Below are 26,125 nucleotides of genomic sequence, written 5' to 3'. Positions count from 1 at the left end.
CGCAATGTTAATGCAAAAAGGGCCGGGAGAATACCCGGCCCTTTCAGAACATTTACCTGGGACGATTACTCTTCGTCTTCGGCGATGTCGTCATCGGTATCCGCTTCCGGGGCGATATCGTCATCGCCTTCCGCCGCGCTACCGTCGATGGCGTCCAGTTCTTCGTCGTCGACCGGCTCAGCGACGCGCTGCAGCCCCACCACGTTTTCATCTTCCGCGGTGCGGATGAGGATCACGCCCTGGGTGTTACGGCCCACGATGCTCACTTCGGAAACGCGGGTACGCACCAGCGTCCCGGCGTCGGTGATCATCATGATCTGATCGCAATCATCCACCTGTACGGCGCCGACCACGGAACCGTTACGCTCGGTGACTTTGATCGAGATAACGCCCTGGGTGGCACGCGACTTGGTCGGATACTCAGCCGCGGCGGTACGTTTACCGTAACCGTTTTGCGTCACCGTCAGGATCGCGCCTTCGCCGCGCGGAATAATCAGCGAGACGACGCTGTCGTTTTCCGCCAGCTTAATGCCGCGTACGCCGGTGGCGGTACGGCCCATGGCGCGAACGGCATCCTCTTTGAAGCGCACGACCTTGCCGGCCGCGGAGAACAGCATCACTTCGTCCTGACCAGAGGTCAGATCGACGCCGATCAGCTCATCGCCTTCGTTCAGGTTCACCGCGATAATGCCGGCGGAACGCGGACGACTGAACTCGGTCAGCGCGGTTTTCTTCACGGTACCGCTGGCGGTGGCCATAAAGACGTTGACGCCCTCTTCATACTCGCGGACCGGCAGGATAGCGGTGATACGCTCATCGGCTTCCAGCGGCAGCAGGTTGACGATCGGACGACCGCGCGCGCCGCGGCTGGCCTCCGGCAGCTGATAGACCTTCATCCAGTACAGACGACCGCGGCTTGAGAAGCAGAGGATGGTGTCATGGGTGTTGGCCACCAGCAGGCGGTCAATAAAGTCTTCTTCTTTAATGCGCGCTGCCGATTTGCCTTTACCGCCACGACGCTGTGCTTCGTAGTCGGTCAGCGGCTGATACTTCACATAGCCCTGATGCGACAGGGTGACCACCACGTCTTCCTGGTTGATCAGATCTTCGATGTTGATATCAGCGCTGTTGGCGGTGATTTCGGTACGACGTTCGTCGCCGAACTGGTCGCGGATCAGCTCCAGCTCTTCGCGAATCACTTCCATCAGACGGTCGGCGCTGCCGAGGATGTGCAGCAGTTCCGCGATCTGCTCCAGCAGCTCTTTATATTCGTCGAGCAGTTTTTCATGCTCAAGGCCGGTCAGTTTCTGCAGACGCAGATCCAGAATCGCCTGGGCCTGCTGCTCGGTCAGGTAGTATTTACCCTCGCGCACGCCGAACTCTGGCTCCAGCCATTCCGGACGCGCGGCGTCATCACCGGCACGCTCCAGCATCGCCGCGACGTTACCGAGATCCCACGCCTGGGCAACCAGCGCCGCTTTCGCTTCAGCCGGGGTCGGCGCGCGACGGATCAGTTCGATAATCGGGTCGATATTGGCCAGCGCCACGGCCAGCGCTTCGAGGATATGCGCGCGGTCACGGGCTTTACGCAGCTCGAAAATGGTGCGACGGGTCACCACTTCGCGGCGGTGGCGCACGAAGGCGGCGATGATGTCTTTCAGGTTCATGATCTTCGGCTGGCCATGGTGCAGCGCAACCATGTTGATGCCGAAGGAGACCTGCAGCTGGGTCTGGGAATAGAGGTTGTTGAGCACCACTTCCCCTACCGCGTCGCGCTTCACTTCAATCACGATGCGCATCCCGTCTTTATCAGACTCGTCACGCAGCGCGCTGATGCCTTCCACGCGTTTTTCTTTTACCAGCTCGGCGATTTTCTCAATCAGGCGCGCTTTGTTCACCTGATAGGGAATTTCATGCACGATGATGGTTTCGCGGCCGGATTTCGCGTCCACTTCCACTTCCGCGCGCGCGCGGATGTAGACTTTACCGCGACCGGTGCGGTAGGCCTCTTCAATGCCGCGACGGCCGTTGATAATGGCGGCGGTCGGGAAATCAGGGCCAGGAATATGCGCCATCAGCCCTTCAATGCTGATGTCTTCATCGTCGACATAGGCCAGACAGCCGTTGATCACTTCCGTCAGGTTATGCGGCGGTATGTTGGTGGCCATCCCGACGGCGATCCCGGAGGCGCCGTTTACCAGCAGGTTAGGAATTTTGGTCGGCATGACGTCCGGAATACGCTCCGTGCCGTCATAGTTGTCAACGAAATCGACCGTCTCTTTTTCAAGATCGGCCATCAGCTCATGAGCGATTTTCGCCAGACGAATTTCGGTATAACGCATCGCCGCGGCGGAGTCGCCGTCGATGGAACCAAAGTTACCCTGGCCGTCCACCAGCATGTAACGCAGCGAGAACGGCTGCGCCATACGCACGATGGTGTCGTATACCGCGGAGTCGCCGTGCGGGTGGTATTTACCGATTACGTCACCAACGACACGGGCTGATTTTTTATAGGCTTTGTTCCAGTCATTGCCCAATACGTTCATGGCGTATAGTACGCGACGGTGTACCGGCTTCAGGCCATCTCGGACATCCGGCAGCGCACGGCCAACAATGACCGACATCGCATAATCCAGATAAGAGTTCTTAAGCTCTTCCTCAATGTTGACCGGTGTAATTTCTCTCGCAAGGTCGCTCATCTAACCGCTATCCCTCTACTGTATCCCGGATTCAAAGGTCGCAAATTATAACACAGCCGCGCTAAGAGAGGTAAAGCAATACGGTTTATTCATGGCGCGCTGCTGATATACTCGCAGGTCTGAACAGAAAAGGAGTAAAAGCGCCCATGAATGCCGAAAAAACGTCGGTAGCCCCTAACGTCGATCATGCTGAAATCGCCAAATTCGAAGCCGTCGCCTCGCGCTGGTGGGATCTGGAGGGCGAGTTCAAACCGCTCCACCGCATTAACCCCCTGCGGCTGGGCTATATCGCCGAACGCTCAGGCGGCCTGTTCGGTAAAAAAGTCCTCGATGTCGGCTGCGGCGGCGGCATCCTCGCCGAGAGCATGGCGCGCGAAGGCGCGACGGTCACCGGGCTGGACATGGGCGCCGAGCCGCTGCAGGTGGCGAAACTGCACGCCCTGGAGAGCGGAATTCAGGTGGAGTATGTTCAGGAAACGGTTGAAGAACATGCCGCGAAGCATCCGCAGCAGTATGACGTCGTCACCTGCATGGAGATGCTGGAGCACGTCCCTGACCCACAGTCGGTCGTCCACGCCTGCGCGCGGCTGGTGAAGCCTGGCGGCCAGGTCTTCTTCTCCACCATCAACCGTAACGGTAAAGCGTGGCTGATGGCGGTGGTCGGCGCGGAATATGTCATGAAGATGGTGCCCAAAGGCACTCATGATGTGAAAAAGTTTATCAAGCCGGCCGAACTGCTGGGCTGGGTAGATCAGACTTCTCTGCAAGAGCAGCATATCATCGGCCTGCATTACAATCCGTTGACCAACACCTTCAAGTTGGCGCCGGGGGTTGATGTTAACTATATGTTGCATACCAGCGCCAAAAAAGCGTGACGTCAGCACCTGCGCTTATGATGATTGCGCGGCATCAAGCCGCGTGATTATTTCTTCCGATGAAGAAATCAGCACTCGATCAAATTTTCATTTTTTTTTCTGTTTTATTGACTTCTTCTCCAGGCCTTATGCGACGTGGACTTGCGGATTATTACCCTTCCGCAACCTCAATTTAACGTCAAAATCAACCCTTGTACTCAAAAGATTCCTTACTAAAATACTCACCATATAGCGTTCCTTTTATCGACAACCCCCTACATATAGTATTTATCCACAGAGTTAGTCACAACGGCCTTCTGTGGATAAACGGGGGATATTTTCTTTCACGGACAGGTAAAATCCACATGAATCAGAGTCTGCTGGTGACAAAGCGCGACGGAACCACCGAGCGCATCAATCTCGACAAAATCCATCGCGTACTGGATTGGGCGGCAGAAGGACTGAATAACGTTTCGATTTCCCAGGTAGAGCTGCGCTCGCATATCCAGTTCTATGACGGCATTAAAACCGCGGACATCCACGAAACCATTATCAAAGCCGCTGCGGATCTGATCTCCCGCGAGGCGCCGGATTACCAGTACCTCGCCGCGCGTCTGGCGATTTTCCATTTGCGTAAAAAAGCCTTCGGCCAGTTTGAGCCGCCGGCGCTTTACGATCACGTGGTGAAGATGGTCGAGAAGGGTAAATACGATCATCATCTGCTGGAAGACTACACGGAAGAAGAGTTCCAGCAGATGGACGGTTTCCTCGACCACTGGCGCGACATGAACTTCTCCTACGCTGCCGTTAAGCAGCTGGAAGGCAAGTATCTGGTACAAAACCGCGTCACCGGCGAAATTTATGAGAGCGCGCAGTTCCTCTATATTCTGGTGGCTGCCTGCCTGTTCTCTAACTACCCGCGCGAAACGCGTCTGGACTACATCAAGCGTTTCTACGACGCGGTGTCGACCTTTAAAATCTCGCTGCCGACGCCGATCATGTCCGGCGTGCGTACCCCAACCCGTCAGTTCAGCTCCTGCGTGCTGATCGAGTGCGGCGACAGCCTGGACTCCATCAACGCTACCTCCAGCGCGATTGTGAAATACGTTTCCCAGCGCGCCGGCATCGGCATCAACGCCGGCCGCATTCGCGCGCTGGGCAGCCCGATCCGCGGCGGCGAAGCCTTCCACACCGGCTGCATTCCGTTCTACAAACATTTCCAGACCGCGGTGAAGTCCTGCTCGCAGGGCGGCGTACGCGGCGGCGCGGCGACCCTCTTCTACCCAATGTGGCATCTGGAAGTGGAAAGCCTGCTGGTGCTGAAAAACAACCGCGGGACCGACGCCAACCGCGTTCGTCACATGGACTACGGGGTGCAGATCAACAAGCTGATGTACACCCGTCTGCTGAAGGGCGGCGACATTACCCTGTTCAGCCCTTCCGACGTCCCGGGCCTGTATGACGCTTTCTTCGCCGATCAGGACGAATTTGAGCGCCTGTACACCCAGTACGAGCAGGACGACAGCATTCGCAAGCAGCGCATTAAAGCGGTTGAGCTGTTCTCGCTGATGATGCAGGAGCGCGCCTCCACCGGCCGCATCTACATCCAGAACGTCGACCACTGCAACACCCACAGCCCGTTCGATCCGGTGGTCGCCCCGGTGCGCCAGTCTAACCTGTGCCTGGAGATCGCCCTGCCGACTAAACCGCTGGAAGACGTCAACGACGAAAACGGCGAAATCGCGCTGTGCACCCTGTCGGCCTTCAACCTCGGGGCTATCGACAGCCTCGACGAGCTGGAAGAGCTGGCGGTGCTGGCGGTGCGTGCCCTGGACGCGCTGCTCGACTATCAGGATTACCCCATCCCGGCCGCCAAACGCGGCGCGATGGGCCGCCGTACGCTGGGCATCGGCGTGATCAATTTCGCTTACTATCTGGCGAAGCATGGCAAACGCTACTCCGACGGCAGCGCCAACAACCTGACCCACAAAACGTTCGAAGCGATTCAGTACTACCTGCTGAAGGCCTCCAACGAACTGGCTATCGAACAGGGCGCTTGCCCGTGGTTCAACGAAACCACCTATGCGCAGGGTATCCTGCCGATCGATACCTATAAAAAAGACCTGGACGGCATCGTCAGCGAAGCCCTGCACTACGACTGGGAAGCGCTTCGCGCGTCCATCAAAACCCACGGCCTGCGTAACTCCACGCTCTCCGCGCTGATGCCGTCCGAGACCTCGTCGCAGATCTCCAACGCCACCAACGGCATCGAGCCGCCGCGCGGCCACGTGAGTATTAAAGCGTCGAAGGATGGGATCCTGCGCCAGGTGGTGCCTGACTACGAAAACCTGCAGAACGCCTACGAACTGCTGTGGGAAATGCCGAACAACGACGGCTACCTGCAGCTGGTGGGTATCATGCAGAAGTTTATCGACCAGTCGATCTCTGCGAATACCAACTACGATCCGACGCGCTTCCCTTCCGGAAAAGTGCCGATGCAGCAGTTGCTGAAAGACCTGCTCAACGCCTATAAATTCGGCGTCAAAACGCTGTACTATCACAACACCCGTGATGGCGCTGAAGACGCTCAGGATGACCTGGCCCCGTCCATCCAGGACGACGGCTGCGAAAGCGGCGCTTGTAAGATCTAAGGTATTTTTGCCGGGTGGCGCTACGCTTACCCGGCCTACGATTTTGTAGGCCCGGCCAACGCATCGCCGCCGGGCAATACAGTTCAACAGGACTCACTTCAATGGCATACACCACTTTTTCACAGACGAAAAACGATCAGCTGCTTGAGCCAATGTTTTTTGGCCAGCCGGTTAACGTGGCCCGCTACGATCAGCAAAAATACGATATCTTTGAAAAGCTGATTGAAAAACAGCTCTCCTTCTTCTGGCGCCCGGAAGAGGTTGACGTCTCCCGCGATCGCATCGACTACCAGGCGCTGCCGGAACATGAAAAACACATTTTCATCAGCAACCTGAAGTACCAGACGCTGCTCGACTCCATCCAGGGCCGCAGCCCGAACGTGGCGCTGCTGCCGCTGATCTCCATCCCGGAGCTGGAGACCTGGGTGGAAACCTGGGCCTTCTCCGAGACCATTCACTCGCGCTCGTACACCCATATCATCCGCAACATCGTCAACGACCCGGCGACCGTGTTCGACGATATCGTCACCAACGAGCAGATCCAAAAGCGTGCCGAGGGGATCTCCCACTATTACGATTCGCTGATCGAGATGACCAGCTACTGGCACCTGCTGGGCGAAGGCACCCACACCGTCAACGGCAAGACCGTGACCGTCAATCTGCGCGAGCTGAAAAAGAAACTCTATCTGTGCCTGATGAGCGTCAACGCCCTGGAAGCGATCCGCTTCTACGTCAGCTTCGCCTGCTCCTTCGCCTTTGCCGAGCGCAAACTGATGGAAGGCAACGCCAAAATTATCCGCCTGATCGCCCGCGATGAAGCGCTGCACCTGACCGGCACTCAGCATATGCTGAACCTGCTGCGCTCCGGCAGCGACGATCCGGAAATGGCGGAAATCGCCGAAGAGTGCAAGCAGGAGTGCTATGACCTGTTCGTGCTGGCGGCGCAGCAGGAGAAAGAGTGGGCGGACTATCTGTTCCGCGACGGCTCGATGATTGGCCTGAACAAAGATATTCTCTGCCAGTACGTCGAGTACATCACCAATATCCGCATGCAGGCGGTGGGCCTCGATCTGCCGTTCCAGACCCGCTCCAACCCGATCCCGTGGATCAACACCTGGCTGGTCTCCGACAACGTCCAGGTGGCGCCGCAGGAAGTAGAGGTCAGCTCTTACCTGGTCGGCCAGATCGACTCTGAAGTCGATGCCGACGACCTGAGCAACTTCCAGCTGTAATGAAGCGGATCTTCTTGAAAATCTCTGACACTCGCCTTGAGTGTCAGGATGAACACCCTTCCCTGTTGGCTGCTCTTGAATCGCATAATATCGAAGTCGAGTATCAGTGCCGCGAAGGCTATTGCGGCTCCTGCCGCACTCGTCTGGTCTCCGGCCAGGTTGACTGGCTGACCGAGCCGCTGGCCTTTATCCAGCCGGGAGAAATTTTGCCCTGCTGCTGCCGGGCGAAGGGCGATATCGAAATTGAGATGTAAGTTTTGTCGGGCGGCGTAACGCTTATGCGCCCGACAAAACTGCCGTTCACAGGCCGGGTAAACCCGGCTTTTTACTGCTTAGCGTCCAGAAACTGCACCGCTTTATCCGGGAAATCGGTAAACAAGCCATCGACGTCCGCCTGGCGATACAGCAGGTCATAGAGCTGATTGACGTTGCTGGCGTACTCCGGCAGCTGATCCGCGCGCACGGTATACGGATGCACTTGCAGATGGCTGGCGTGCGCCTCCTTCACCATCGCCGTCAGCTTCACCGCCCCCGGCTTTGAGCCTTCCGCCACCAGCATATGATAATCCGGACCAATGCCGTCGGCGTACTGCGCAATCTGCGCCATGGCCCCCGGCTTGAACATCCAGTCATAGCTGTAGTTCACCCACTTGCCGTCAGCCTGCCGCTGCTGGGTTTCATTCCAGTCGGTATAGGCGATAAGCTGCACCAGCTTGAGATCCATGCCCATCTTCGGCTCCAGCTCATGCTTAATACGCTTGAGCTCGTTGGCGTCAAAGCACTGCAGATAGACCTTATCCTGCTTGCTGGTGTAGCCATATTCTTTCAGCACTTTCAGCGTGCTGGCGGCAATATCTTTGCCTTCCTGATGGTGGAACCACGGCGCTTTGATTTCCGGGTAAATACCGATGTTTTTGCCGGTGGAATGATTCAGCCCCTGGACAAACTCAATCTCTTCTTCAAAGGTATGAATGCGAAAATCGGATTTGCCCATCGGGAAACGCCCGGGATAGGTTTGCACATTCTTGCCGTCTTTCGGCTCAAACCCTTCGGTAAACGTCAGCGACTTGATCTCGGCCAGGGTAAAGTCGATAGCGTAGAAGCGGCCATCTTGACGCGCCCGCTGCGGGAAGCGCTGAGCGACGTCGGTCACCCGATCCAGATAGTGGTCGTGCAACACCACCAGTCGGTCGTCTTTGGTCATCACCAGGTCTTGCTCAAGGTAATCCGCCCCCTGAGCGTAGGCCATCGCTTTCGCCGGCAGGGTATGTTCAGGCAGATAACCGCTGGCGCCCCGGTGGGCGATAACCATTTTATCCGCCGCTGTCGCGCTGAAGCACAGCGCAGAACTGGCCAACATCATGCCGCTCATTAGCGCGGTGAGTTTCATGTTCATCGCCGCTCCTTAGGCTTGCTTCAGCTGTTGATGATGGCGGCGTTCACCGAGCATCACGATAACCAGCAGGACAACCGCCAGCACGCTGCCGCCGATCATCACCATAAAGCCGCCGTCCCAGCCGAAGAAATCGACGGTGTAGCCGACGATGGCGCTCGCGGCCACGGAACCGCCGAGGTAACCGAACAGGCCGGTGAAGCCTGCGGCGGTGCCGGCGGCTTTCTTCGGCGCCAGCTCCAGCGCATGCAGACCAATCAGCATCACCGGGCCGTAGATCAGGAAGCCGATAATAATCATACAGGCCATATCGACGCCCGGGTTACCCGGCGGGTTCAGCCAGTACACGACGGTGGCGATGGTCACCAGGGTCATAAAGAACACGCCGGTGGCGCCGCGGTTGCCTTTAAACACTTTATCCGACATCCAGCCGCACAGCAGGGTGCCCGGGATCCCCGCGTACTCGTACAGGAAGTAGGCCCAGGAGGATTTATCCAGCGCGAAGTGCTTCACCTCTTTCAGGTAGGTCGGCGACCAGTCGAGAATGCCGTAGCGCAGCAGATAAACGAAGACGTTGGCGACCGCGATGTACCACAGCAGCTTGTTCGGCAGAATGTACTGCATAAAGATCTGCTTCGCCGTCAGCTCTTGTTCATGCTCTTCGCTGTAATCGTCCGGGTAGTCGTTTTTATACTCTTCGATCGGCGGCAGGCCGCAGGATTGCGGCGTATCGCGCATCATCGCGAAGGCGAAAATCGCCAGCAGAATAGCGCCGAAAGCCGGCATATAGAGCGCCGCATGCCAGTCGTTAAACCAGGCCATACCCAACAGGAACAGCAGCGGCGGAATCCCCCCGCCGACGTTATGCGCGCAGTTCCACACTGAAACAATTCCGCCGCGCTCTTTCTGCGACCACCAGTGGACCATGGTACGGCCGCACGGCGGCCAGCCCATCCCCTGGAACCAGCCGCAGAGAAACAGCAGCACGAACATAATCATGATGCTCGAGGTGGCCCACGGTACGAAGCCCATCACCAGCATCACCAGCGCGGCGAGGATCAGCCCCGCTGGCAGGAAAATGCGCGGATTCGAACGGTCAGAGACCGATCCCATGATGAATTTCGAAAATCCGTAGGCAATGGAGATGCCGGAAAGGGCGAAACCGAGATCGCCGCGGGAGAAACCTTGCTCGATAAGATAGGGCATCGCCAAGGCAAAGTTCTTACGAACCAGATAGTAAGCGGCATAACCAAAGAAGATGCCGATAAAAATCTGCCAGCGTAACCGACGATAGAGCGGGTCGATCTCCGCGGCTGGCAAACGCGCTTTATGCGCGGCGGGTTTAAAAATACTTAACATATCAGCCTCCGTGGCCCTTGCTGTTTTTTACTGACGTCACGACAACAATCCCAGATTAATCACCAACTTCGAATCTGGCCGCGATGGTAGGCAATACGTAGAGCTGATACTGTGAAACATCGCACAATTTGTTACAGAAATATGACAAAAGGTTCCAATGTGAGCACAAAATCACATAATGCGCTCAAATAACGCGCGAATATGCTCGAAATCAAACAATAACCTTATTGATTGTGGCTAAATGGCGGTAAACGAAAGCAGAGGAGCTGAAGATGACGGGACGTCTTGATAGCGAGGTCATCATCATCGGCGGCGGAGCAACCGGCGCCGGCATCGCCCGCGACTGCGCCCGACGCGGATTACGTACAGTGCTCATTGAGCGCCATGATATCGCCACCGGGGCCACCGGCCGTAATCATGGGCTGTTGCACAGCGGCGCCCGCTATGCGGTGACCGACAACGAATCCGCCCGCGAATGCATCAGTGAGAACCGCATCCTGCGCCGCATCGCTCGTCACTGTATCGAACCGGCCGGCGGTCTGTTCATTACCCTGCCTGAAGACGATCTGGCCTGGCAGCAGACCTTTATCGCCGCCTGCCAGCAGGCTGGCATAGAGGCCACGCCGCTTTCTGCGCAGGAGGCGCTGCGCCGCGAGCCCGCCGTCAACCCGACGCTGCTGGGGGCGGTGCAGGTCCCGGATGGCACCATTGACCCGTTTCGCCTCACCGCGGCCAATATGCTCGACGCCCGCGAACACGGCGCGCAGATCCTCACCGGCTGCGAAGTGACAGGCCTGCTGCGCCAGGGTGACCGCGTCTGTGGCGTCCAGGTATACGATCGTCAGCTTCACCAGACCCGCGTCCTGTACGCCGGGGTAGTGGTCAATGCCGCCGGGATCTGGGGGCAGCGCATTGCGGAATATGCCGACCTGCGCATCACCATGTTCCCGGCGAAGGGATCGCTGTTGATCCTTGACCACCGGATTAACAACCTGGTGATCAACCGCTGCCGTAAGCCCGCCGATGCCGATATTCTGGTGCCCGGGGATACCATCTCGCTGATCGGCACCACCTCGATGCATATTCCTTATGACGAAATTGACGACAACCGGGTAACGACCGCGGAAGTCGAAACCCTGCTGCGCGAAGGTGAAAAGCTGGCGCCGGTCATGGGCCGCACCCGGATCCTCCGCGCCTACTCCGGCGTGCGCCCGCTGGTGGCCAGCGACAACGATCCCAGCGGACGCAGCGTCAGCCGCGGCATCGTCCTGCTCGACCATGCTCAGCGCGACGGCATGGAAGGCTTCATTACCATCACCGGCGGCAAGCTGATGACCTATCGCCTGATGGCCGAGTGGGCCACCGACGCCGTCTGTCGTAAGCTGGGCAACACCACCCCCTGTTCCACGGCCGAGAGCCCGCTCCCCGGGTCGCAGGAGCCGACGGAAAGCACCCTGCGAAAAATTATCTCCCTGCCGGGCCCGCTGCGCGGCTCTGCTGTCTACCGCCATGGCGATCGCACGCCGGCCTGGCTTGGCGACAGCCGCCAGCACCGTAGTCTGGTCTGCGAATGCGAAGCCGTCACCGCTGGTGAAGTGAAATACGCGGTGGAAAATCTGGCGGTCCACACCCTGCTCGACCTGCGCCGCCGTACCCGGATTGGGATGGGGACCTGCCAGGGGGAACTCTGCGCCTGCCGCGCCGCCGGTCTGCTGCAGCGCTTTAACGTCACCACCCCCGCGCAGTCGTTGACCCAGCTGTCGGCGTTTCTCAATGAGCGCTGGGAGGGCGTGCAGCCCATCGCCTGGGGCGACGCGCTGCGCGAAAGCGAATTCACCCGCTGGGTCTACCTCGGCCTGTGCGGACTACCACAGGAGCATCAGGATGAAATTTGACTGCGCGATTATCGGCGGCGGACTGGCCGGCCTGCTGTGCGGCCTGACGCTGAATCAGTCCGGCCTGCGCAGCGTTATCATCAGCCGCGGGCAAAGCGCACTGCATTTTTCCTCCGCGTCGTTAGATCTGCTCTCGGCGCTGCCGAACGGCGATAACGTCACTGACCTCGCGCAAGGTCTGCAGCAGCTCGCTGAACTGCTTCCTGAGCACCCTTATTCCCGGCTCGGCGCCGGGACGGTGCTCGAATACGCTAAACAGACTGAAGCCCTGCTGGCCGCCTGCGGCGCGGTGATGCAGGGCGACGCGCACCGCCCGCACCGGCGGGTAACACCGCTGGGGACGCTGCGCGCGGCGTGGCTATCGCCGCAGGAGGTTCCTGTCGCGCCACTCCCCCGACAGGGGGTCTGCCTGGTGGGGATCAGCGGCTTTGCCGATTTTCAGCCGCATCTCGCCGCCGCCGCGCTCGGGCAAACCGGCGTCACCGCCGTAGCGGCGGAAATCGAGTTACCGCTGCTGGATGTTTTACGTGACAACCCCACCGAGTTTCGCGCCGCCAATATCGCCCGCCTCCTCGACGATGAAAACCACTGGCCTGCCCTGCATGCGGCGCTGCTGCCGCTGGCGCAACAGCATGAGCTGCTGATCATGCCCGCCTGCTTTGGCCTCGCCGACGATCGCCTGTACCACTGGCTGCAGGCGCGCCTGCCCTGCCCGCTGCGTCTGCTGCCGACGCTGCCGCCTTCGGTTCCCGGGATGCGCCTGCACCGTTTGCTGCAGCGGCAGTTTATTCGCGGCGGCGGCACCTGGCTTGCCGGCGATGAAGTGGTGAACATCAGCCATCGACAGGGCGCCGTCGAGGCCGTCTGGACGCGAAATCACGGCGATATTGCGCTGCGTCCGCGTTTTACCGTGCTGGCCAGCGGCAGCTTTTTCAGTAACGGTCTTGTCGCCACGCGGGATAGCGTGCGCGAACCCATTCTCGGTCTCGATCTACAGCAGACCCTGCCGCGCGACGACTGGTACCAGCGCGACTTCTTTGCCTCCCAGCCGTGGCAGCGCTTCGGGGTGAAAACCGATGCCCTGCTGCGCCCCATGCTGGGCGGGCAGCCGTTCAGCAATCTTTTCGCCATCGGTTCACTGCTCGGCGGGTTCGATGCCATTCAGCTCGGCTGCGGCGGCGGGGTCTGCGCCGTCACCGCACTGCACGCCGCCAGACAGATCCACGCCCTCGCCGGAGGCCGACCATGAACGATACCCGTTTTGAAAGCTGCATTAAGTGCACGGTCTGTACCACCACCTGTCCGGTCAGCCGGGTCAATCCGCGCTATCCCGGGCCGAAACAGGCGGGGCCGGACGGCGAACGCCTGCGCCTGAAGGATGGCGCGCTGTACGATGAGGCGCTCAAGTACTGCATTAACTGCAAGCGCTGTGAGGTCGCCTGCCCGTCGGATGTAAAAATTGGCGATATCATTCAACGCGCCCGGGCACAGTATGGCCAGCAAAAACCGACCCTGCGCGACGCCATTCTCAGCCATACCGACCTGATGGGCACCCTTTCCACCCCCTTTGCCCCACTGGTAAACGCCACCACCGGCTTAAAACCGGTACGCCGCCTGCTCGACGCGGCGCTCAATATCGATCATCGCCGCACGCTGCCAAAATATGGCTTCGGTACCTTCCGCCGCGCTTACCGCCAGCTCGCGGCCAGACAGGCGCAGTACCCTGAGCAGGTGGCCTTCTTTCATGGTTGCTACGTCAACTATAACCACCCGCAGCTGGGCAAGGATCTGATTCGCGTCGTCAATGCGCTGGGCACCGGCGTGCAGTTGTTATCACGGGAAAAATGCTGCGGCGTGCCGCTGATCGCCAACGGCTTTTTTGACAAAGCGCGTAAGCAGGCGCAGAGCAACGTCGCCGCGATGCGGGAAAACGCGCTGCCGATCATCGCCACCTCCTCGACCTGCACCTTTACGCTGCGCGATGAATACCCGCATCTCCTTGATGTCGACAACAGCGATCTCCGCGACCGGGTGGAGCTGGCCACTCGCTGGATCTGGAAACAACTGGATAGTGGCAAAACGCTGCCGCTGCGCCCGCTGCCGCTGAAGGTGGTCTATCACACGCCGTGCCATATGGAGAAAATGGGCTGGTCGCTGTATACCCTCGAACTGCTGCGGCTGATCCCTGGCCTGCAGCTGGAAGTGCTGGATTCGCAGTGCTGCGGCATCGCCGGCACCTACGGGTTTAAGACTGAGAATTACGCGGTATCCCAGGCTATCGGCGCCCCGCTGTTCCGTCAGATTGAGGAGAGCGGCGCCGACATCGTCGTCACCGACTGCGAGACCTGTAAATGGCAGATAGAAATGTCCACCAGCAAACGCTGCGAACATCCGCTGACGGTGCTGGCGCAGGCGCTCGCCTGAGTCCGGCGCCAGCCTGCGCCGTCAATAGCTCGCTTTCTCCTGCGGCTGAGCGCTGGCGGATTTAAACATTGCCAGCCGGCGGTCCAGCGCCTGGGTGTACAGCATGGTATCGACCCCGACGGCGACGAAATTGGCCCCCCAGGCGAGACATTTTTCCGCCATCGCCGGGTCGACCGCCAGAAATCCGGCCGCTTTTCCCGCCGCGCGAATGCGCCGGATGCTCTGTTCAATCACCCGCTGCACGTCAGGATGGCCAGCATCGTCCGGGTGTCCCAGCGAAGCGGAGAGATCCGCCGGCCCGATAAACACCCCGTCAATGCCCTCCACCTCGAGGATAGCGTCCAGATTTTCCAGCGCGGTTCGGCTCTCCACCTGAATCAGCAGACAGAGTTCGTCATTCGCCTCCGCCATATAATTCTCCACTCTGCCCCAGCGCGCCGCCCGGGCCACGCCGGCGCCAACGCCGCGGCTACCGACAGGAGGATAACGGGTTGCCGAGACGACTTCCCGCGCCTGCTCGGCGGTATCGACCATCGGCACCAGCAACGTTCTGGCGCCAATATCCAGCACCTGTTTTATCAGGCTGCGGCTGCCCTCCACCGGACGGATCACCGGCTGACTGGCGTAAGGGGCGATAGCCTGGAGCTGATGATAAAGGTCCTGAATAGTGTTCGGGGCATGCTCGCCGTCGATCAGCAGCCAGTCATATCCTGAAGTGGCGGCAATCTCCGCCAGATAGGAGGAGGTCGAGCTCAGCCACAGGCCTATTTGCGTCTCACCGCTTAATAATCCACGTTTGAAGGGGTTAGATAACAGTGCGTTCATAGCGATTCCTTTAATCAATGCTGTACGCCGCCGCGCTGAGGAACCGCGCGGGTGAGGCTTAATGAGAAGATGATGATCACCCCGATGATGGCCACGCCGGCCAGGGTTAACAGTCCAGCGGCGCTGCTGGCGAACAGCGTTTCGGCCTGCACGCGAACGATCGGCGCCAGAAAGCCGCCGATGGCGCCAAACAGGTTAACGAAGCCAATCCCGGCGGCCAGCGCCGTGCCGGAGAGCAGCTGCGTCGGCATCGTCCAGAAGACCGGCTGCACGGCAATCACCCCAACCGCCGCCACGCACAGCGCGATGATAGCCAGCACCGGCGCCACCAGCCCGGAAACCGCAATCCCGACCGCTGCCGCCAGCAGCGTCAGCGTGGCAATATTGCGCCGCTCGCCGGTGCGATCGGAGTAGCGAGGGATAAGCCAGGTGCCGAACAGCGCCGCCACCCACGGAATAGCCGTCACCACCGAGGCAATGAAGCCGACTTTGGTGCCCAACAGCGCGGCGACCTGAGTGGGCAGGAAGAAAATCAGGCCATAGACCGCCACCTGAATGGTCATGTAGATCAGCGCCAGCTGCCAGACCCGCCCGTTACGCAGCGCATCGGACAGACGCGAGGTGACCTTTTTCTCCTCCTCTCGCGCCAGCTCGCTTATCAGGGCCTGTTTCTCCGCCGCGCTCAGGAAGCGGGCATGCTGCGGCGAATCGTCCAGCCAGAAGAAGGTGAACGCTCCCGCGGCGACGGCGAGCAGGCCTTCAATCACAAACATCCAGAACCAGCCGGGATGGCCCATAAACCCATGCATCTCCAGCAGCGCGCCGGATAAAGGCGAACCGAGGGTCAGCGCCAGCGGCGCCCCCATATAAAAAAGCCCCATAATGCTGGCGCGGTTTTGCTGGGGAAACCACTGAGACGTGAGGTAGATCATTCCGGGGAAGAAGCCCGCCTCCGCCGCGCCCAGCAGGGTACGTACCAGCAGGAATTTCGCTTCCGTATCCGCCCACGCCATCGCCGCCGACAGCACGCCCCACAGCAGCGTGGTGCAGCCGATCCATTTTCTGGCGCCAAATTTGCGCATCAGCAGGTTGGCCGGCACACCAAGAAAGGCATAGACCACAAAGAAAATCCCCGCCCCCAGCGCATAGGCTTCGTTGCTGAGGCCAGTGTCCAGCTGGTAGGTCTCTTTGGCGAAACCGATATTCGAACGGTCAAGAAACGCCAGCACGTACAGCGCCAGCATAAAGGGGATTAAGCGGGCGCGGTTTTTCTTCACCACGCTCTCCAGCAGAGTGTTGCTCATCATAATATCCTCAGGCGTGGGCCGCCGGGCGGCCCGGGGGATCAGTGTTGATAAGGACGTTTCAGGTTGCAGTCGCGATTGAGCTCGACGCCAAAGCCGGGTTTATCCAGTACCGATTTATGAATGCGCCCCCTCTCCGGCACCGGCTCGCCGAGCAGGATCGGGTCGAACTGCGGACGCAGCGTGGCGCAGTCAGGACTGGTCATCAGAAACTCGCTGAACGGCGTGTTGGTGAAAGTGATCACCGCATGATGTGAGTAAACCGACGAGCCGTGCGGCACCACCAGCTGCCCGCGCGCTTTAGCAATAGCCGCTATCTCCACCAGCGTGGTTAAGCCGCCGCACCAGCCGACGTCGGGCTGCATAATATCGATTCCGGTCTCCGACAGGGTGCGGAAGGACTGCAGGGTGCCGTGGTGCTCGCCGCTGGTCACCATCATCCCGGCCGGCGCCTGGCGCTTCAGCTCGCGATAACCTTCATACTGCTGCGGCGGCAGGCACTCCTCGATCCACTTGAGGTTGTAAGGGGCGCAGGCATGGGCAAGTTTGGTGGCATAGTTAACGTCCTGGCTCATCCAGCAGTCCAGCATTAACCAGAAATCCGGGCCGCATTTTTCGCGCATGTCCGCCACCATGGCGACGTCTTTGCGGATCCCGGCGTCGCCATCGTGCGGCCCCCAGTGGGTGGGCATTTTGCCGCCGATAAAGCCCATCTCCTGCGCCAGATCCGGACGAGCGCCGGTGGCATAGAACTGGATTTCGTCACGCACCGCTCCGCCCAGCAGTTTGTAGACCGGCAGGCCAACCACTTTCCCGAACAGATCCCACAGCGCGAGGTCGACACAGGAGATGGTGTTCATCACCAGACCGCCGGATCCTGCGTAGTAAAGGGTGGCGTTGAGCATCTGGTCGTGGATCAGTTTGATATCGCTGACGCATTTGCCTTCGATAAAGCGGTTGAGATGTTTTTCCACGATAAAGCAGCCCATCTCTCCGGCCGTCGACACGGCAAAGCCGGTCTGCCCGTTGTCGGCTTCCACTTCCACAATCAGCGTGCCCAGAACGTTGATGCCAAACGACTGGCGGGACTGCTCATACTGTTTGTATTTGCTCATCGGGGTGGCGATATGATCGTCAATCCAGTGGTTAGCCCCCTGATCGTGGTAATCGCCGCCGCCGGCGCCCTGCTCTGCGGTGGCGCCGCCGGTAAACCAGGCGCGGACGTGTTTAATTTTCGGTAGGGTCATGGTGTTCTCCTTATGATGAGGCGAGTTGTTCAAAGGGGCTTTTCCACCCCAGCAGTCGTGAAATATCTTTCGCGCAGGCAATCGCCTTACCGGCAAAGTAATCGCGATTGTCTTCATTGATTTGCAGACGGGTACCCACCACCGAGATGGCGGCGGTCAGGTCGTTATTGGCGTTAAAAACCGGGGCGGCCACGCAGCGCACGTCCGGATAGTCCTCGCCATTATCAAAGCTCCAGCCCCGGGCGCGGATCCGCCCCAGCTCCTCCCGCAGCTGTTGAGCATTGCTGATGGTCGTTGGCGTAGCCCTCTCCCACTGCAGTTCATCGATAATCGATGCCTGAACCCCGGCGGGCTGCCAGGCCAGCAGACATTTGCCGATCCCGGAGCGGTAAAGCGACAGGCTCTTTCCTTCGTGCGAACGCACGCTAATGGTGGCGGGTGATTCAATTTTCAGAATGTAGTAGGCGTTACCGTGATCGATAATGCCCAGATGGCAGAGCAGGCCGCACTCATCCATCAGCCGGGTCAGGCGCGGCCGCGCCAGCTCGCGCAGGTCCATTTTGCTTAGCGCCTGCCCGGCCAGCTCCACCAATTTGGTCCACAGGCAGTAGTTATCCTGATTATCCATACTGATGAAGCGCTGCTTTTTCAGCTCGCCCAGCAGCAGATAAACCGTGCTTTTCGGGATCCCCAGCTCCGCTATTATCGTCGCCGCGCTGCAGGGTCCGATGCGGCCAATTAAATTGAGGATCTCAATCGCGCGGGTCAGCGCCGGGACTTTCGTTGATTCCAACATACTGGACTCCAATCCTGAATACTGGAATCAGTGTTGCGGTTGTCCGGGCGGTAAAGTGTGAGCGACATCGCGGGGCAATCGCTTTCCCGTATGCTGGACCGTTCGCAGCGGAAAATTGCGACTTAACGCACAGAATTTTTTCAGGAGAGTACAACAGGCTGGACAACCGGCGCCCGGGAGAAGCCCGCGCGCCGGGAAACGACTTACATTGAGAGGGAATCCACCACGTTAATCCAGCCATGTTCACTGGCCAGCGGTTGGCCATTCAGCCAGCGACGCAGCAGGTTTAATGCCATCATGGCGCAGACTTCCTGGCGTACCGCCAGGCTGTGGCGGGTGACGCTAAACTTCACCCGCAGCGCGAAGGTGCCGTCGGGGGTGGCCAGGGCCACGTTAAGATGATCGTTTTCCTGGCCGCTCACCGCCAGGGCCAGGCCGGCAAAATGGTTAATGCGCCGCTCGGCCGCCCAGCGGGCCGCCTGCGCCAGCGTCTCCTCCTGCGCCGGGACCACTTCGCTGGCCAGCAGCGGCGCGCCGGCGCGGGACAGCTGGAGCGCCAGCAGACCGCCGGTAAACTGCTCGCTGAGCGTCAGGCTCAGCTGCCGCTCCTGCAGGCAGCGTGCAATCTGCGCCGGTAACCCTTCAGTGCCTTCGAAAATCAGGCTGTCGCCAGCCACTTTACGCACTTCCGGCCACAGGGCCAGCATGGCGTCACGCTGCTCAGCCGGTCCGGTCAGCTTCAGCTCAATGATCGGCATCGACGAGCGGTAGCCCATTACTACGCCAGGCGGTAACGTCAGCGGATTGAGGTTTTGCGCCAGCTCGCTTTCCGAGCGGCCAAAAGTGGTCAGCCGCAGGCATACCGGCGGTTCCGGCAGCGTAAAGCGCTGGCGCAGGCGCGGTAAAATCTCCTGCTCGACCATCACTTTGAATTCAGAGGGAACGCCGGGGGTGAAAAACATCAGGCAGCGATTGAGCTGGATGGCAAAGCCGCAGGCCGTGCCCACCGGGTTATTGATCATCTCGGCGCTGGCGGGGATTTCCGCCTGCTTACGGTTGCTTTCCGCCATCGGCCTCCCGCGTTCAGCAAAGAAGCGGGTCATGGTTTCCAGCCACTCCGGATGCAAAATAAGTCCTTCGCCTTTCGCGGTGGCCGCGGCCAGCGCGCTCAGGTCGTCGCTGGTTGGGCCGAGGCCGCCATTGACGATCAGTACATCCGCCTGTTCGCTGCGTTCGCGCAGCATCGCCACCAGCGCATCGAGATCGTCGCCGACGGTATTACGGCGCGTTAATGGTAAACCCTGATTAAAAAAGAAATCCGCCAGCCATGCTGCATTGGTGTCAACGATTTGACCATGCAACACTTCATCGCCAGTGGACAGCATTTCCACATTCAACATTGCTCACTCCTTGCCTGCCAGGTGGCAAATACTATAACGCAAAGCGGGAGGCTGACGAGGAGGAAAATCTGGCGCGGCAAGAAGAGACCGCGCCGGAGGAGATTAGAAGCTGGCGCTGGCGCCGATGTACGGGCCGTCGGCGATGGTGTTATCGCGGTTGCCATCTTTGCCCGCCAGGTTCAGATAGCGATAGCCTGCCTGGATGCTGAGCGGACGCATAATGGTCCAGCTGGCGCCGACGTTGGCTTCCTGATAGCTGTCAATGCCGCTGGATAGGGAATCTGGAGAGTAGTAGTAGTCGCCAAACAGACGGAAGCTGTCGCCGATTTTCCACTGCAGGCCGCCGCCGACCGCGGCCGCATAACCTTCATCACCCTGTTTCGGGTTGGTGTATACCCCTTTACCGCCCACGGTCGCCAGGAACGGCCCCAGCGGAATATTCAGGCCCAGGCCTAAACCCGCGGCGTCGCCGTCGTTATCGCTGTGCAGCCAGTTACCCGAAACAGCCAGACCGGTGGACTCGGTGCCGAAGCCGACCCCAAGGTTGGTGTAATGCTCGCCTGCTTCGCCGGTAACGCTGATCGCATGGGCCGCCGAAGAGACCAGCATGACGCCAGCCAGCGCCATAAAAATGCTTTTTTTCATTATTTACTCTATCCAGAAAATTAAAATCAAAGAAGTCCCGAAAAAACCTGAAAATTCTACTGCGCACTCGTCAGGAATCAATAACCTGGCGAAATGATTTTTCACAAGAGTGTAACCAGTTGCGTCTTTTTACAGCAATACCGCCGCGCATTTGCGAAAGAAAGTAAATTTCACCGAATTCATATTCAGTGGAATTATATTTAATTAGGTTGTATTGATTGAATAAATCTATATTTACCTGCGCAATCGCCATCGCGCAGGCTGTTTGAAGGAAGCAGAAAAATTAATGGGCGAGCAGGGCCAGGCGCTCCGGCGCAAGCCCCGTCAGCTTCGCCACCAGCGCCAGATCAAGCCCGTTTTCCAGCATCGCCTGGGCAATACGTTGCGCAGCCAATTGTTCTCCCTGTTCAAGACCTTGCTGCAGGCCCTGCTCAAGGCCCTGCTGATGGCCGCGTTGTTCCAGAAACTGGGCAATGTTCATTAGCGTCTCCTTATGCAGCCGTCTGGGGACATTTTGCGCAAGATTACGTAAAAAGGCGACCGGATCGGCGGCATTTCCTGCCTGCAATAAATAGTGAAGCAGCGTCCTGAGCTGTCTGCGGCTAGTGTATCCCAGCGCCAACAGGCTGGCTAGTTGCTCCTGCAGTTCCATCATATCGCGTTGCCGGATATGCTTTTGCAGCAACTCAAGCATCGCGACCCGTCGGTGCTGCATTATTGTATCGTCAGGAAGCACCGTGATATCGATTAAGTGAAAATCCTGATTGTATACTTGCCGCGCGGTTTGCGGATGAGCAAATCCTTCCAGCCAGCACATGGGATACGGCCAGGGCGAGACTTGCCCATGATAAAAAAGCAGCGGGATCACCAATGGCAGTTGCGTATGTCCTTTATCCAGATGGCGCTGCATCGCTGCTATCGCATAACGCATCAGGCGAAATGCCATATGACGGTCCGCAGAGCTTTGATGTTCGATAAGCAGATAGATATATCCGTCCCCCGCCTAGGTTTGCAGCGAGTAAAGAATATCGGAATGGCTGGCGCGCAGGTCTTCATCGATAAAACTTCCGGACTCCAACTGCAGCGTTTGCAGATTGCATAATTCTCGCAAATGTTCAGGAAGGTGAATGTCCAGAAAATCCCGCGCCGTCGCCCGATGCGACAGTAGGTGTTTAAACACGGCGTCATGTGGGGAATGGGTGGTCCTTTCCATGGTGGCTCTCCATACGATAATTTTCGCTTAACTTATCACTCTGTAAAGCCAGCGCCGTATTTCCCTTGCGGTTTGCCGAGGCGCCTCGCAAACTGTTTCCTCGATACCCGGCCCGACTTACTGCGAAGGAGAAAAATCATGCGTCAAAGGACGATTGTTTGCCCGCTAATCCAAAATGATGGCCATTACCTGTTGTGCAAGATGGCTGCCGACCGCGGGGTTTTTCCCGGACAGTGGGCGCTGGCCGGCGGCGGCGTGGAGTCGGGGGAAAGTATTGAAGAGGCGCTGCGACGCGAAGTCCGCGAGGAGCTTGGCGAAAAACTGCAGTTGACCCGTATCACGCCATGGAGCTTCCGCGACGATACCCGCGTGAAAACCTATCCCGACGGGCGCCAGGAAACGATCTATATGATCTATCTGATCTTCGATTGCGTTAGCGCCAATCGCGACGTAACGATCAACGAGGAGTTTGACGATTACGCCTGGGTGAAAGCGGATGAGCTTAAAAACTACGATCTCAATGCCGCCACCCGCCTCACCCTGAGCATGAAGGGGCTACTCTGACGCCACGGTCAGCAGGCGCAGCGTCGCCTTCAGTCCGCCCAGGCTTTCGCTGCGCGAAAGCTGCAGGTGGCTACGATGCAAACGTGCGATATCGTTAACCAGCGCCAGGCCCAGCCCGGCGCCGGGAATCGCGCCCGCGTTATCGAGGCGGCGAAACGGCATCAGCGCCTGGTGTACCTGGTGGTCGTCAATTCCCGGACCGCTGTCTTCCACGCTGAGCAACACGGCGTCGCCGTCGCGATGCAGGCTAAGCGTGACCGTTCCATATTCCGGGGTATAGCGAATGGCATTGTCGAGCAGGTTAGCGCACAGCTCCCCCAGCAGAACGCTATCGCCTGCCACATATACCGCCGACTGCTCGCCCTCGTAGCCAAGATCGATATGTTTGCTCCGCGCTTGCGCGATACGTGAAAAGCAGCTGTTGCGCACAATCTCCGGCAAGTTAATCACCGCAAACGCCTGCTCCCGCTGTTTTACCGTCGCCAGCTGCAGCAACCGCTCCGTTAACAAGACCGTATCGTCCAGCGTGGCGCGCATCGCCTGCAGACTTTCGCGCCACAGTTGCGGATCGTCGCTGGCCAGGGCTACCGAAGCCTGCGTTTTCAGCACCGCCAGCGGTGTTTTCAGCTGATGGGACGCATCGGCGCTGAAGCGCTCCTGGCGGGAGATCATCACCCGCAGGCGGTCGATGTAGCGGTTGAACGCGACAATCAGCAGCCGCGTTTCCGACCAGGGCAGCAGCTCCGGCAGCGGCGTCAGCAGACCGGGTTCACGGCGCACCATCAGCGCGGAGAGCTGACGCATGGGCCGCAGCACGCGACGCAGCAGCCAGGCTGCCAGCACCAGCGTCAACAGGACCAGTAACCCCTGCGACACCCAGGATGAGAAGAGTAATTGTCCGGCCAGCCAGCGGCGGGACTGCAGCGTTTCGGCAATATATATCTCCGCCATGCCAACGATGCCGCCTTCGTTGATGGGCTGCAGCAGGCGCGCCACGCGGATTGCCTGACCGCGATATTCGGTATGATAAAACCACGCCAGCGCCGGATAGAGCTGAGTTCGCGAGGTGGAGGGCGGCATCGCGGGCAGATCGTCATAGCCGGAAATGACCTTCCCCTGCGGGTCGAGCACCTTGTAATAGAGACGATCGTTCATATTGAGCTCGAAGCTGTCCAGCACCACCCAGGGCACATTCACCTCCAGTTGCCCTCCGCGAACCACCAGCTGCTCGGCCACCGTCCGCGCCGACGACAGCAGGGTACGATCGTAGGCTTGCGTCGCCGCCTGCAGCGCGCTGACGTAGCTGTTAAACGCGGAGAGTCCCCACAGTAGGACCAGCGGCAGGCCGAGAAACAGCAACAGTTGGGCATAGAGCGATTGCGGCTTACTCCATCTCATGGCGCTCGCACTCAAGCAGATAGCCTAAACCGCGCAGGGTGGTTATACGCACATTGCTCGCCTGAAGTTTCTTGCGCAGACGATGAATGTAGAGTTCGATGCTTTCCGGACTGACGTCATCGCTGAGACTGAACACCTGTTCGAACAGCTGCTGACGGGAAACCGGGCGGGTGCGGCGAAACATCAGCACTTTCAATAGCGCCAGCTCGCGCGGCGTCAGAGACAACATCTGGCCGCGGAGTAAAAAATAGCCTTCGTCACAATACGCCAGCTCGCCAAGCTGCTGCACCTCATGCACCTGCCCTTCGCTGCGCCGGAGCAGCGCCCGCAGGCGGGCGTCGAGCTCTTCCAGCTCAAAGGGCTTGGGTAAATAGTCATCCGCGCCGGCATTTAAGCCCTTCACCCGGTCCGCTACCGCGCTGCGGGCGGTCAGCAACAGCACCGGCAGGGTCTGCCCGCGCTTGCGCAGCCGCTGCACCACTTCAAGGCCATCGAACCCCGGCATACCGATATCCAGCACCGCCAGCGCATATTGCTCGCTTTGCAGCAGATGGTCGGCCGCACGCCCGTCAGCGACGCAATCTACGGCAAAACCGCCCTGCACCAGCGCTTTTTCCAGCCAGTGAGCCAGCTCACGATTATCCTCGGCTAATAAGAGACGCATATCACATCCTGTAACGTTGCTGCTGCATTGAAAGGGAAATGAAAGGTAACTGTTTTAACAATCATGCAACCGAATCGCCATATGTCGGTTCACATAATCAAAAAAACCTGCCCTGTACCTGCTGAGGAAGCCTATGAAAACGCCATTTTTCCGCCATCTGAGCGCCATCGCGCTGTGCCTTTGCACCACATCCGCCTTCGCCGCGGAGGCCCCGTCCCGCACCGAATGTATCGCGCCCGCTAAACCCGGCGGCGGCTTTGACCTGACCTGTAAGCTGATTCAGGTGAGCCTGATGGAAACCGGCGCTATCGAGAAACCGATGCGCGTCACCTATATGCCCGGCGGCGTGGGCGCGGTAGCCTACAACGCCATTGTCGCCCAGCGCCCGGCAGAGCCGGGGACCGTCGTCGCCTTCTCCGGCGGCTCGCTGCTGAACCTGTCGCAGGGTAAATTCGGCCGTTACAGCGTCGATGACGTGCGCTGGCTGGCGAGCGTCGGCACCGACTACGGCATGATCGCCGTGCGCGCCGATTCGCCATGGAAAGATCTGAAGTCGTTTATGACCGCGATGGAGAAAAATCCCTCCAGTATCGTGATTGGCGCCGGGGCCTCCATCGGCAGCCAGGACTGGATGAAAGCGGCGCTGCTGGCGCAAAAAGCCAACGTCGACCCGCATAAAATGCGCTACGTCGCCTTTGAGGGCGGCGGCGAGCCGGTGACCGCGCTGCTCGGTAACCATGTGCAGGCGGTCTCCGGCGATCTCAGCGAGATGGTGCCCTATCTGCAGGGCAATAAAATCCGCGTGCTGGCGGTCTTCTCCAGTGAACGACTGCCGGGCGCGCTCGCCGATGTCCCCACCGCTAAAGAGCAGGGCTACGACCTGGTCTGGCCGATTATTCGCGGCTTCTTTATGGGCCCGAAAGTCAGCGACGCCGAGTACCAGTGGTGGGTCGATGAATTCACTAAACTGCAGCAAACCGAAGCGTTCAAAAAGCAACGTGAACTGCGCGGCCTGTTTGAATTCAACATGAACGGCAAGGAGCTCGATACCTACGTTAAGCAGCAGGTCAGCGACTATCGCGAACAGGCGAAAGCCTTTGGCCTGGCAAAATAATCCGCGGAGGCGCTAATGAGCGATCGTATTTTTGCCGGAGTGTGGCTGTTGTTATGTATTGGCGGTCTGTTTATCGCCTGGCAGATCCACAGCGAATACGCCTATGAACCCGTCGGCCCGCGTCCCTTCCCGCTCGGGATCATCGGCCTGATGCTGCTGTGCTCGGCGTTAATGTTGCTGCGTCGCCCGGATGCCGTCGAGTGGCCGGGACGGCATGTGCTGCAGCGTCTGCTGACCATGGTCGTGGTGCTGGTGGTCTACGCCTGGGGGTTTGAATGGCTCGGTTTTCCGCTGGCCACCGCGCTGCTGACGGCGATCATTGGTCTGCTGTTCGGCGCGACGCTGCCGGCGGCGGGCATTGCCGGCGTCGCGATGGGCGTGTCGTTATGGTACGCCTTCGACACCCTGCTCGATGTCACCCTGCCCCTTGGCATCTGGTTTAATTAAC

General features: G+C 59.1%; 21 protein-coding genes and 1 pseudogene. 10 read left to right on the top strand and 12 right to left on the bottom strand.

The features are described 5' to 3' along the window. Positions 1–65: 65 nt before the first annotated feature. Positions 66–2,699 carry a DNA topoisomerase (ATP-hydrolyzing) subunit A gene (gyrA, locus tag ABLV04_RS00610; protein WP_004201688.1) on the bottom strand — a complete coding sequence of 878 codons (2,634 nt, stop codon included), beginning with the start codon at positions 2,697–2,699 and terminating at the stop codon, positions 66–68. Positions 2,700–2,845: 146 nt separating this feature from the next. On the opposite strand from gyrA, the gene ubiG reads away from it, so the two are divergent. The 4 genes from ubiG to yfaE all read left to right on the top strand — a co-directional run bounded on the left by ubiG (position 2,846) and on the right by yfaE (position 7,690). Further along, complete coding sequence (gene ubiG / locus ABLV04_RS00605) at positions 2,846–3,574, top strand: bifunctional 2-polyprenyl-6-hydroxyphenol methylase/3-demethylubiquinol 3-O-methyltransferase UbiG (protein WP_180265807.1); 729 nt, start codon at positions 2,846–2,848, stop codon at positions 3,572–3,574. Between the two features lie 344 nt (positions 3,575–3,918). Beyond that, the gene (gene nrdA / locus ABLV04_RS00600) at positions 3,919–6,204 is read left to right on the top strand and encodes a class 1a ribonucleoside-diphosphate reductase subunit alpha (RefSeq protein ID WP_048297918.1); all 2,286 of its coding nucleotides are present in this window, start codon (positions 3,919–3,921) and stop codon (positions 6,202–6,204) included. 101 nt (positions 6,205–6,305) lie between these two features. Next, positions 6,306–7,436, top strand: coding sequence for a class Ia ribonucleoside-diphosphate reductase subunit beta (nrdB, locus tag ABLV04_RS00595; RefSeq protein ID WP_004140835.1), 1,131 nt, complete (start codon positions 6,306–6,308; stop codon positions 7,434–7,436). Further along, a complete protein-coding gene (gene yfaE, locus ABLV04_RS00590; RefSeq protein ID WP_107112370.1) occupies positions 7,436–7,690 on the top strand; it encodes a class I ribonucleotide reductase maintenance protein YfaE in 255 nt (84 codons plus the stop codon). The genes nrdB and yfaE overlap by 1 nt, the downstream gene beginning before the upstream one ends. A 71-nt stretch (positions 7,691–7,761) precedes the next feature. Here the strand turns inward: yfaE and glpQ are convergent, their stop codons facing one another. After that, complete coding sequence (gene glpQ / locus ABLV04_RS00585; RefSeq protein WP_023290487.1) at positions 7,762–8,832, bottom strand: glycerophosphodiester phosphodiesterase; 1,071 nt, start codon at positions 8,830–8,832, stop codon at positions 7,762–7,764. 9 nt (positions 8,833–8,841) lie between these two features. Next, the gene (gene glpT / locus ABLV04_RS00580) at positions 8,842–10,188 is read right to left on the bottom strand and encodes a glycerol-3-phosphate transporter (RefSeq protein ID WP_023290488.1); all 1,347 of its coding nucleotides are present in this window, start codon (positions 10,186–10,188) and stop codon (positions 8,842–8,844) included. A 272-nt stretch (positions 10,189–10,460) separates the two neighbouring features. On the opposite strand from glpT, the gene glpA reads away from it, so the two are divergent. From glpA to glpC, 3 genes are read left to right on the top strand one after another with little or no spacing between them, the layout of a single operon-like run. Next, positions 10,461–12,083 (top strand): anaerobic glycerol-3-phosphate dehydrogenase subunit A, encoded by a 1,623-nt coding sequence (gene glpA / locus ABLV04_RS00575; protein WP_180265808.1) that lies wholly within the window; start codon positions 10,461–10,463, stop codon positions 12,081–12,083. Further along, positions 12,073–13,332, top strand: coding sequence for a glycerol-3-phosphate dehydrogenase subunit GlpB (gene glpB / locus ABLV04_RS00570; RefSeq protein WP_180265809.1), 1,260 nt, complete (start codon positions 12,073–12,075; stop codon positions 13,330–13,332). Before glpA ends, glpB begins: the two co-directional genes overlap by 11 nt. Beyond that, entirely contained in the window at positions 13,329–14,507 is a 1,179-nt protein-coding gene (gene glpC / locus ABLV04_RS00565; protein WP_023290491.1) for an anaerobic glycerol-3-phosphate dehydrogenase subunit GlpC, read from the top strand. The genes glpB and glpC overlap by 4 nt, the downstream gene beginning before the upstream one ends. 21 nt (positions 14,508–14,528) lie before the next feature. Here glpC and yfaU read toward each other — a convergent pair whose 3' ends face one another. The 7 genes and pseudogenes from yfaU to ABLV04_RS00530 all read right to left on the bottom strand — a co-directional run bounded on the left by yfaU (position 14,529) and on the right by ABLV04_RS00530 (position 21,937). After that, the gene (yfaU, locus tag ABLV04_RS00560; protein ID WP_180265810.1) at positions 14,529–15,332 is read right to left on the bottom strand and encodes a 2-keto-3-deoxy-L-rhamnonate aldolase; all 804 of its coding nucleotides are present in this window, start codon (positions 15,330–15,332) and stop codon (positions 14,529–14,531) included. 14 nt (positions 15,333–15,346) lie between these two features. Then, positions 15,347–16,636: an MFS transporter gene (locus ABLV04_RS00555; protein WP_348815245.1), complete on the bottom strand. Its 1,290-nt coding sequence runs from the start codon at positions 16,634–16,636 to the stop codon at positions 15,347–15,349. 41 nt (positions 16,637–16,677) lie between these two features. Next, positions 16,678–17,883 (bottom strand): L-rhamnonate dehydratase, encoded by a 1,206-nt coding sequence (gene rhmD / locus ABLV04_RS00550; RefSeq protein ID WP_017899291.1) that lies wholly within the window; start codon positions 17,881–17,883, stop codon positions 16,678–16,680. 10 nt (positions 17,884–17,893) lie between these two features. Beyond that, positions 17,894–18,679, bottom strand: a complete 786-nt coding sequence (locus ABLV04_RS00545) for an IclR family transcriptional regulator (RefSeq protein ID WP_180265812.1) — start codon at positions 18,677–18,679, stop codon at positions 17,894–17,896. A 203-nt stretch (positions 18,680–18,882) separates the two neighbouring features. Next, positions 18,883–20,079, bottom strand: a complete 1,197-nt coding sequence (locus ABLV04_RS00540; protein ID WP_032453562.1) for a nicotinamide mononucleotide deamidase-related protein YfaY — start codon at positions 20,077–20,079, stop codon at positions 18,883–18,885. Between the two features lie 102 nt (positions 20,080–20,181). Beyond that, the gene (locus tag ABLV04_RS00535) at positions 20,182–20,724 is read right to left on the bottom strand and encodes a YfaZ family outer membrane protein (RefSeq protein ID WP_180265813.1); all 543 of its coding nucleotides are present in this window, start codon (positions 20,722–20,724) and stop codon (positions 20,182–20,184) included. Between the two features lie 283 nt (positions 20,725–21,007). Continuing rightward, a pseudogene (locus ABLV04_RS00530) lies at positions 21,008–21,937 on the bottom strand (Rpn family recombination-promoting nuclease/putative transposase). Between the two features lie 138 nt (positions 21,938–22,075). Between ABLV04_RS00530 and nudI the strand changes: the two are divergent. Then, positions 22,076–22,501 carry a nucleoside triphosphatase NudI gene (nudI, locus tag ABLV04_RS00525; protein WP_060590071.1) on the top strand — a complete coding sequence of 142 codons (426 nt, stop codon included), beginning with the start codon at positions 22,076–22,078 and terminating at the stop codon, positions 22,499–22,501. On the opposite strand, the gene ABLV04_RS00520 is transcribed toward nudI, so the two are convergent. Further along, positions 22,493–23,899: a sensor histidine kinase gene (locus ABLV04_RS00520; protein WP_072413752.1), complete on the bottom strand. Its 1,407-nt coding sequence runs from the start codon at positions 23,897–23,899 to the stop codon at positions 22,493–22,495. The two genes, nudI and ABLV04_RS00520, sit on opposite strands and share 9 nt — an antisense overlap. After that, positions 23,886–24,563 (bottom strand): transcriptional regulator TctD, encoded by a 678-nt coding sequence (gene tctD / locus ABLV04_RS00515; RefSeq protein WP_032453566.1) that lies wholly within the window; start codon positions 24,561–24,563, stop codon positions 23,886–23,888. Before tctD ends, ABLV04_RS00520 begins: the two co-directional genes overlap by 14 nt. A 133-nt stretch (positions 24,564–24,696) precedes the next feature. On the opposite strand from tctD, the gene ABLV04_RS00510 reads away from it, so the two are divergent. Next, on the top strand, positions 24,697–25,677 hold the full coding sequence (locus tag ABLV04_RS00510) for a tripartite tricarboxylate transporter substrate binding protein (protein ID WP_048297924.1): 981 nt from the start codon (positions 24,697–24,699) through the stop codon (positions 25,675–25,677). A gap of 15 nt (positions 25,678–25,692) precedes the next feature. Continuing rightward, positions 25,693–26,124, top strand: coding sequence for a tripartite tricarboxylate transporter TctB family protein (locus ABLV04_RS00505; protein WP_023290501.1), 432 nt, complete (start codon positions 25,693–25,695; stop codon positions 26,122–26,124). Position 26,125 lies beyond the last annotated feature (1 nt).

This window comes from Klebsiella sp. JN_Kp127 (genome assembly GCF_040062505.1).
In the GTDB taxonomy this organism is placed as follows: domain Bacteria; phylum Pseudomonadota; class Gammaproteobacteria; order Enterobacterales; family Enterobacteriaceae; genus Klebsiella; species Klebsiella quasipneumoniae.
The sequence above is the reverse complement of the archived record's forward strand: the minus strand, read 5'-3'. Positions and strand labels throughout refer to the sequence as shown.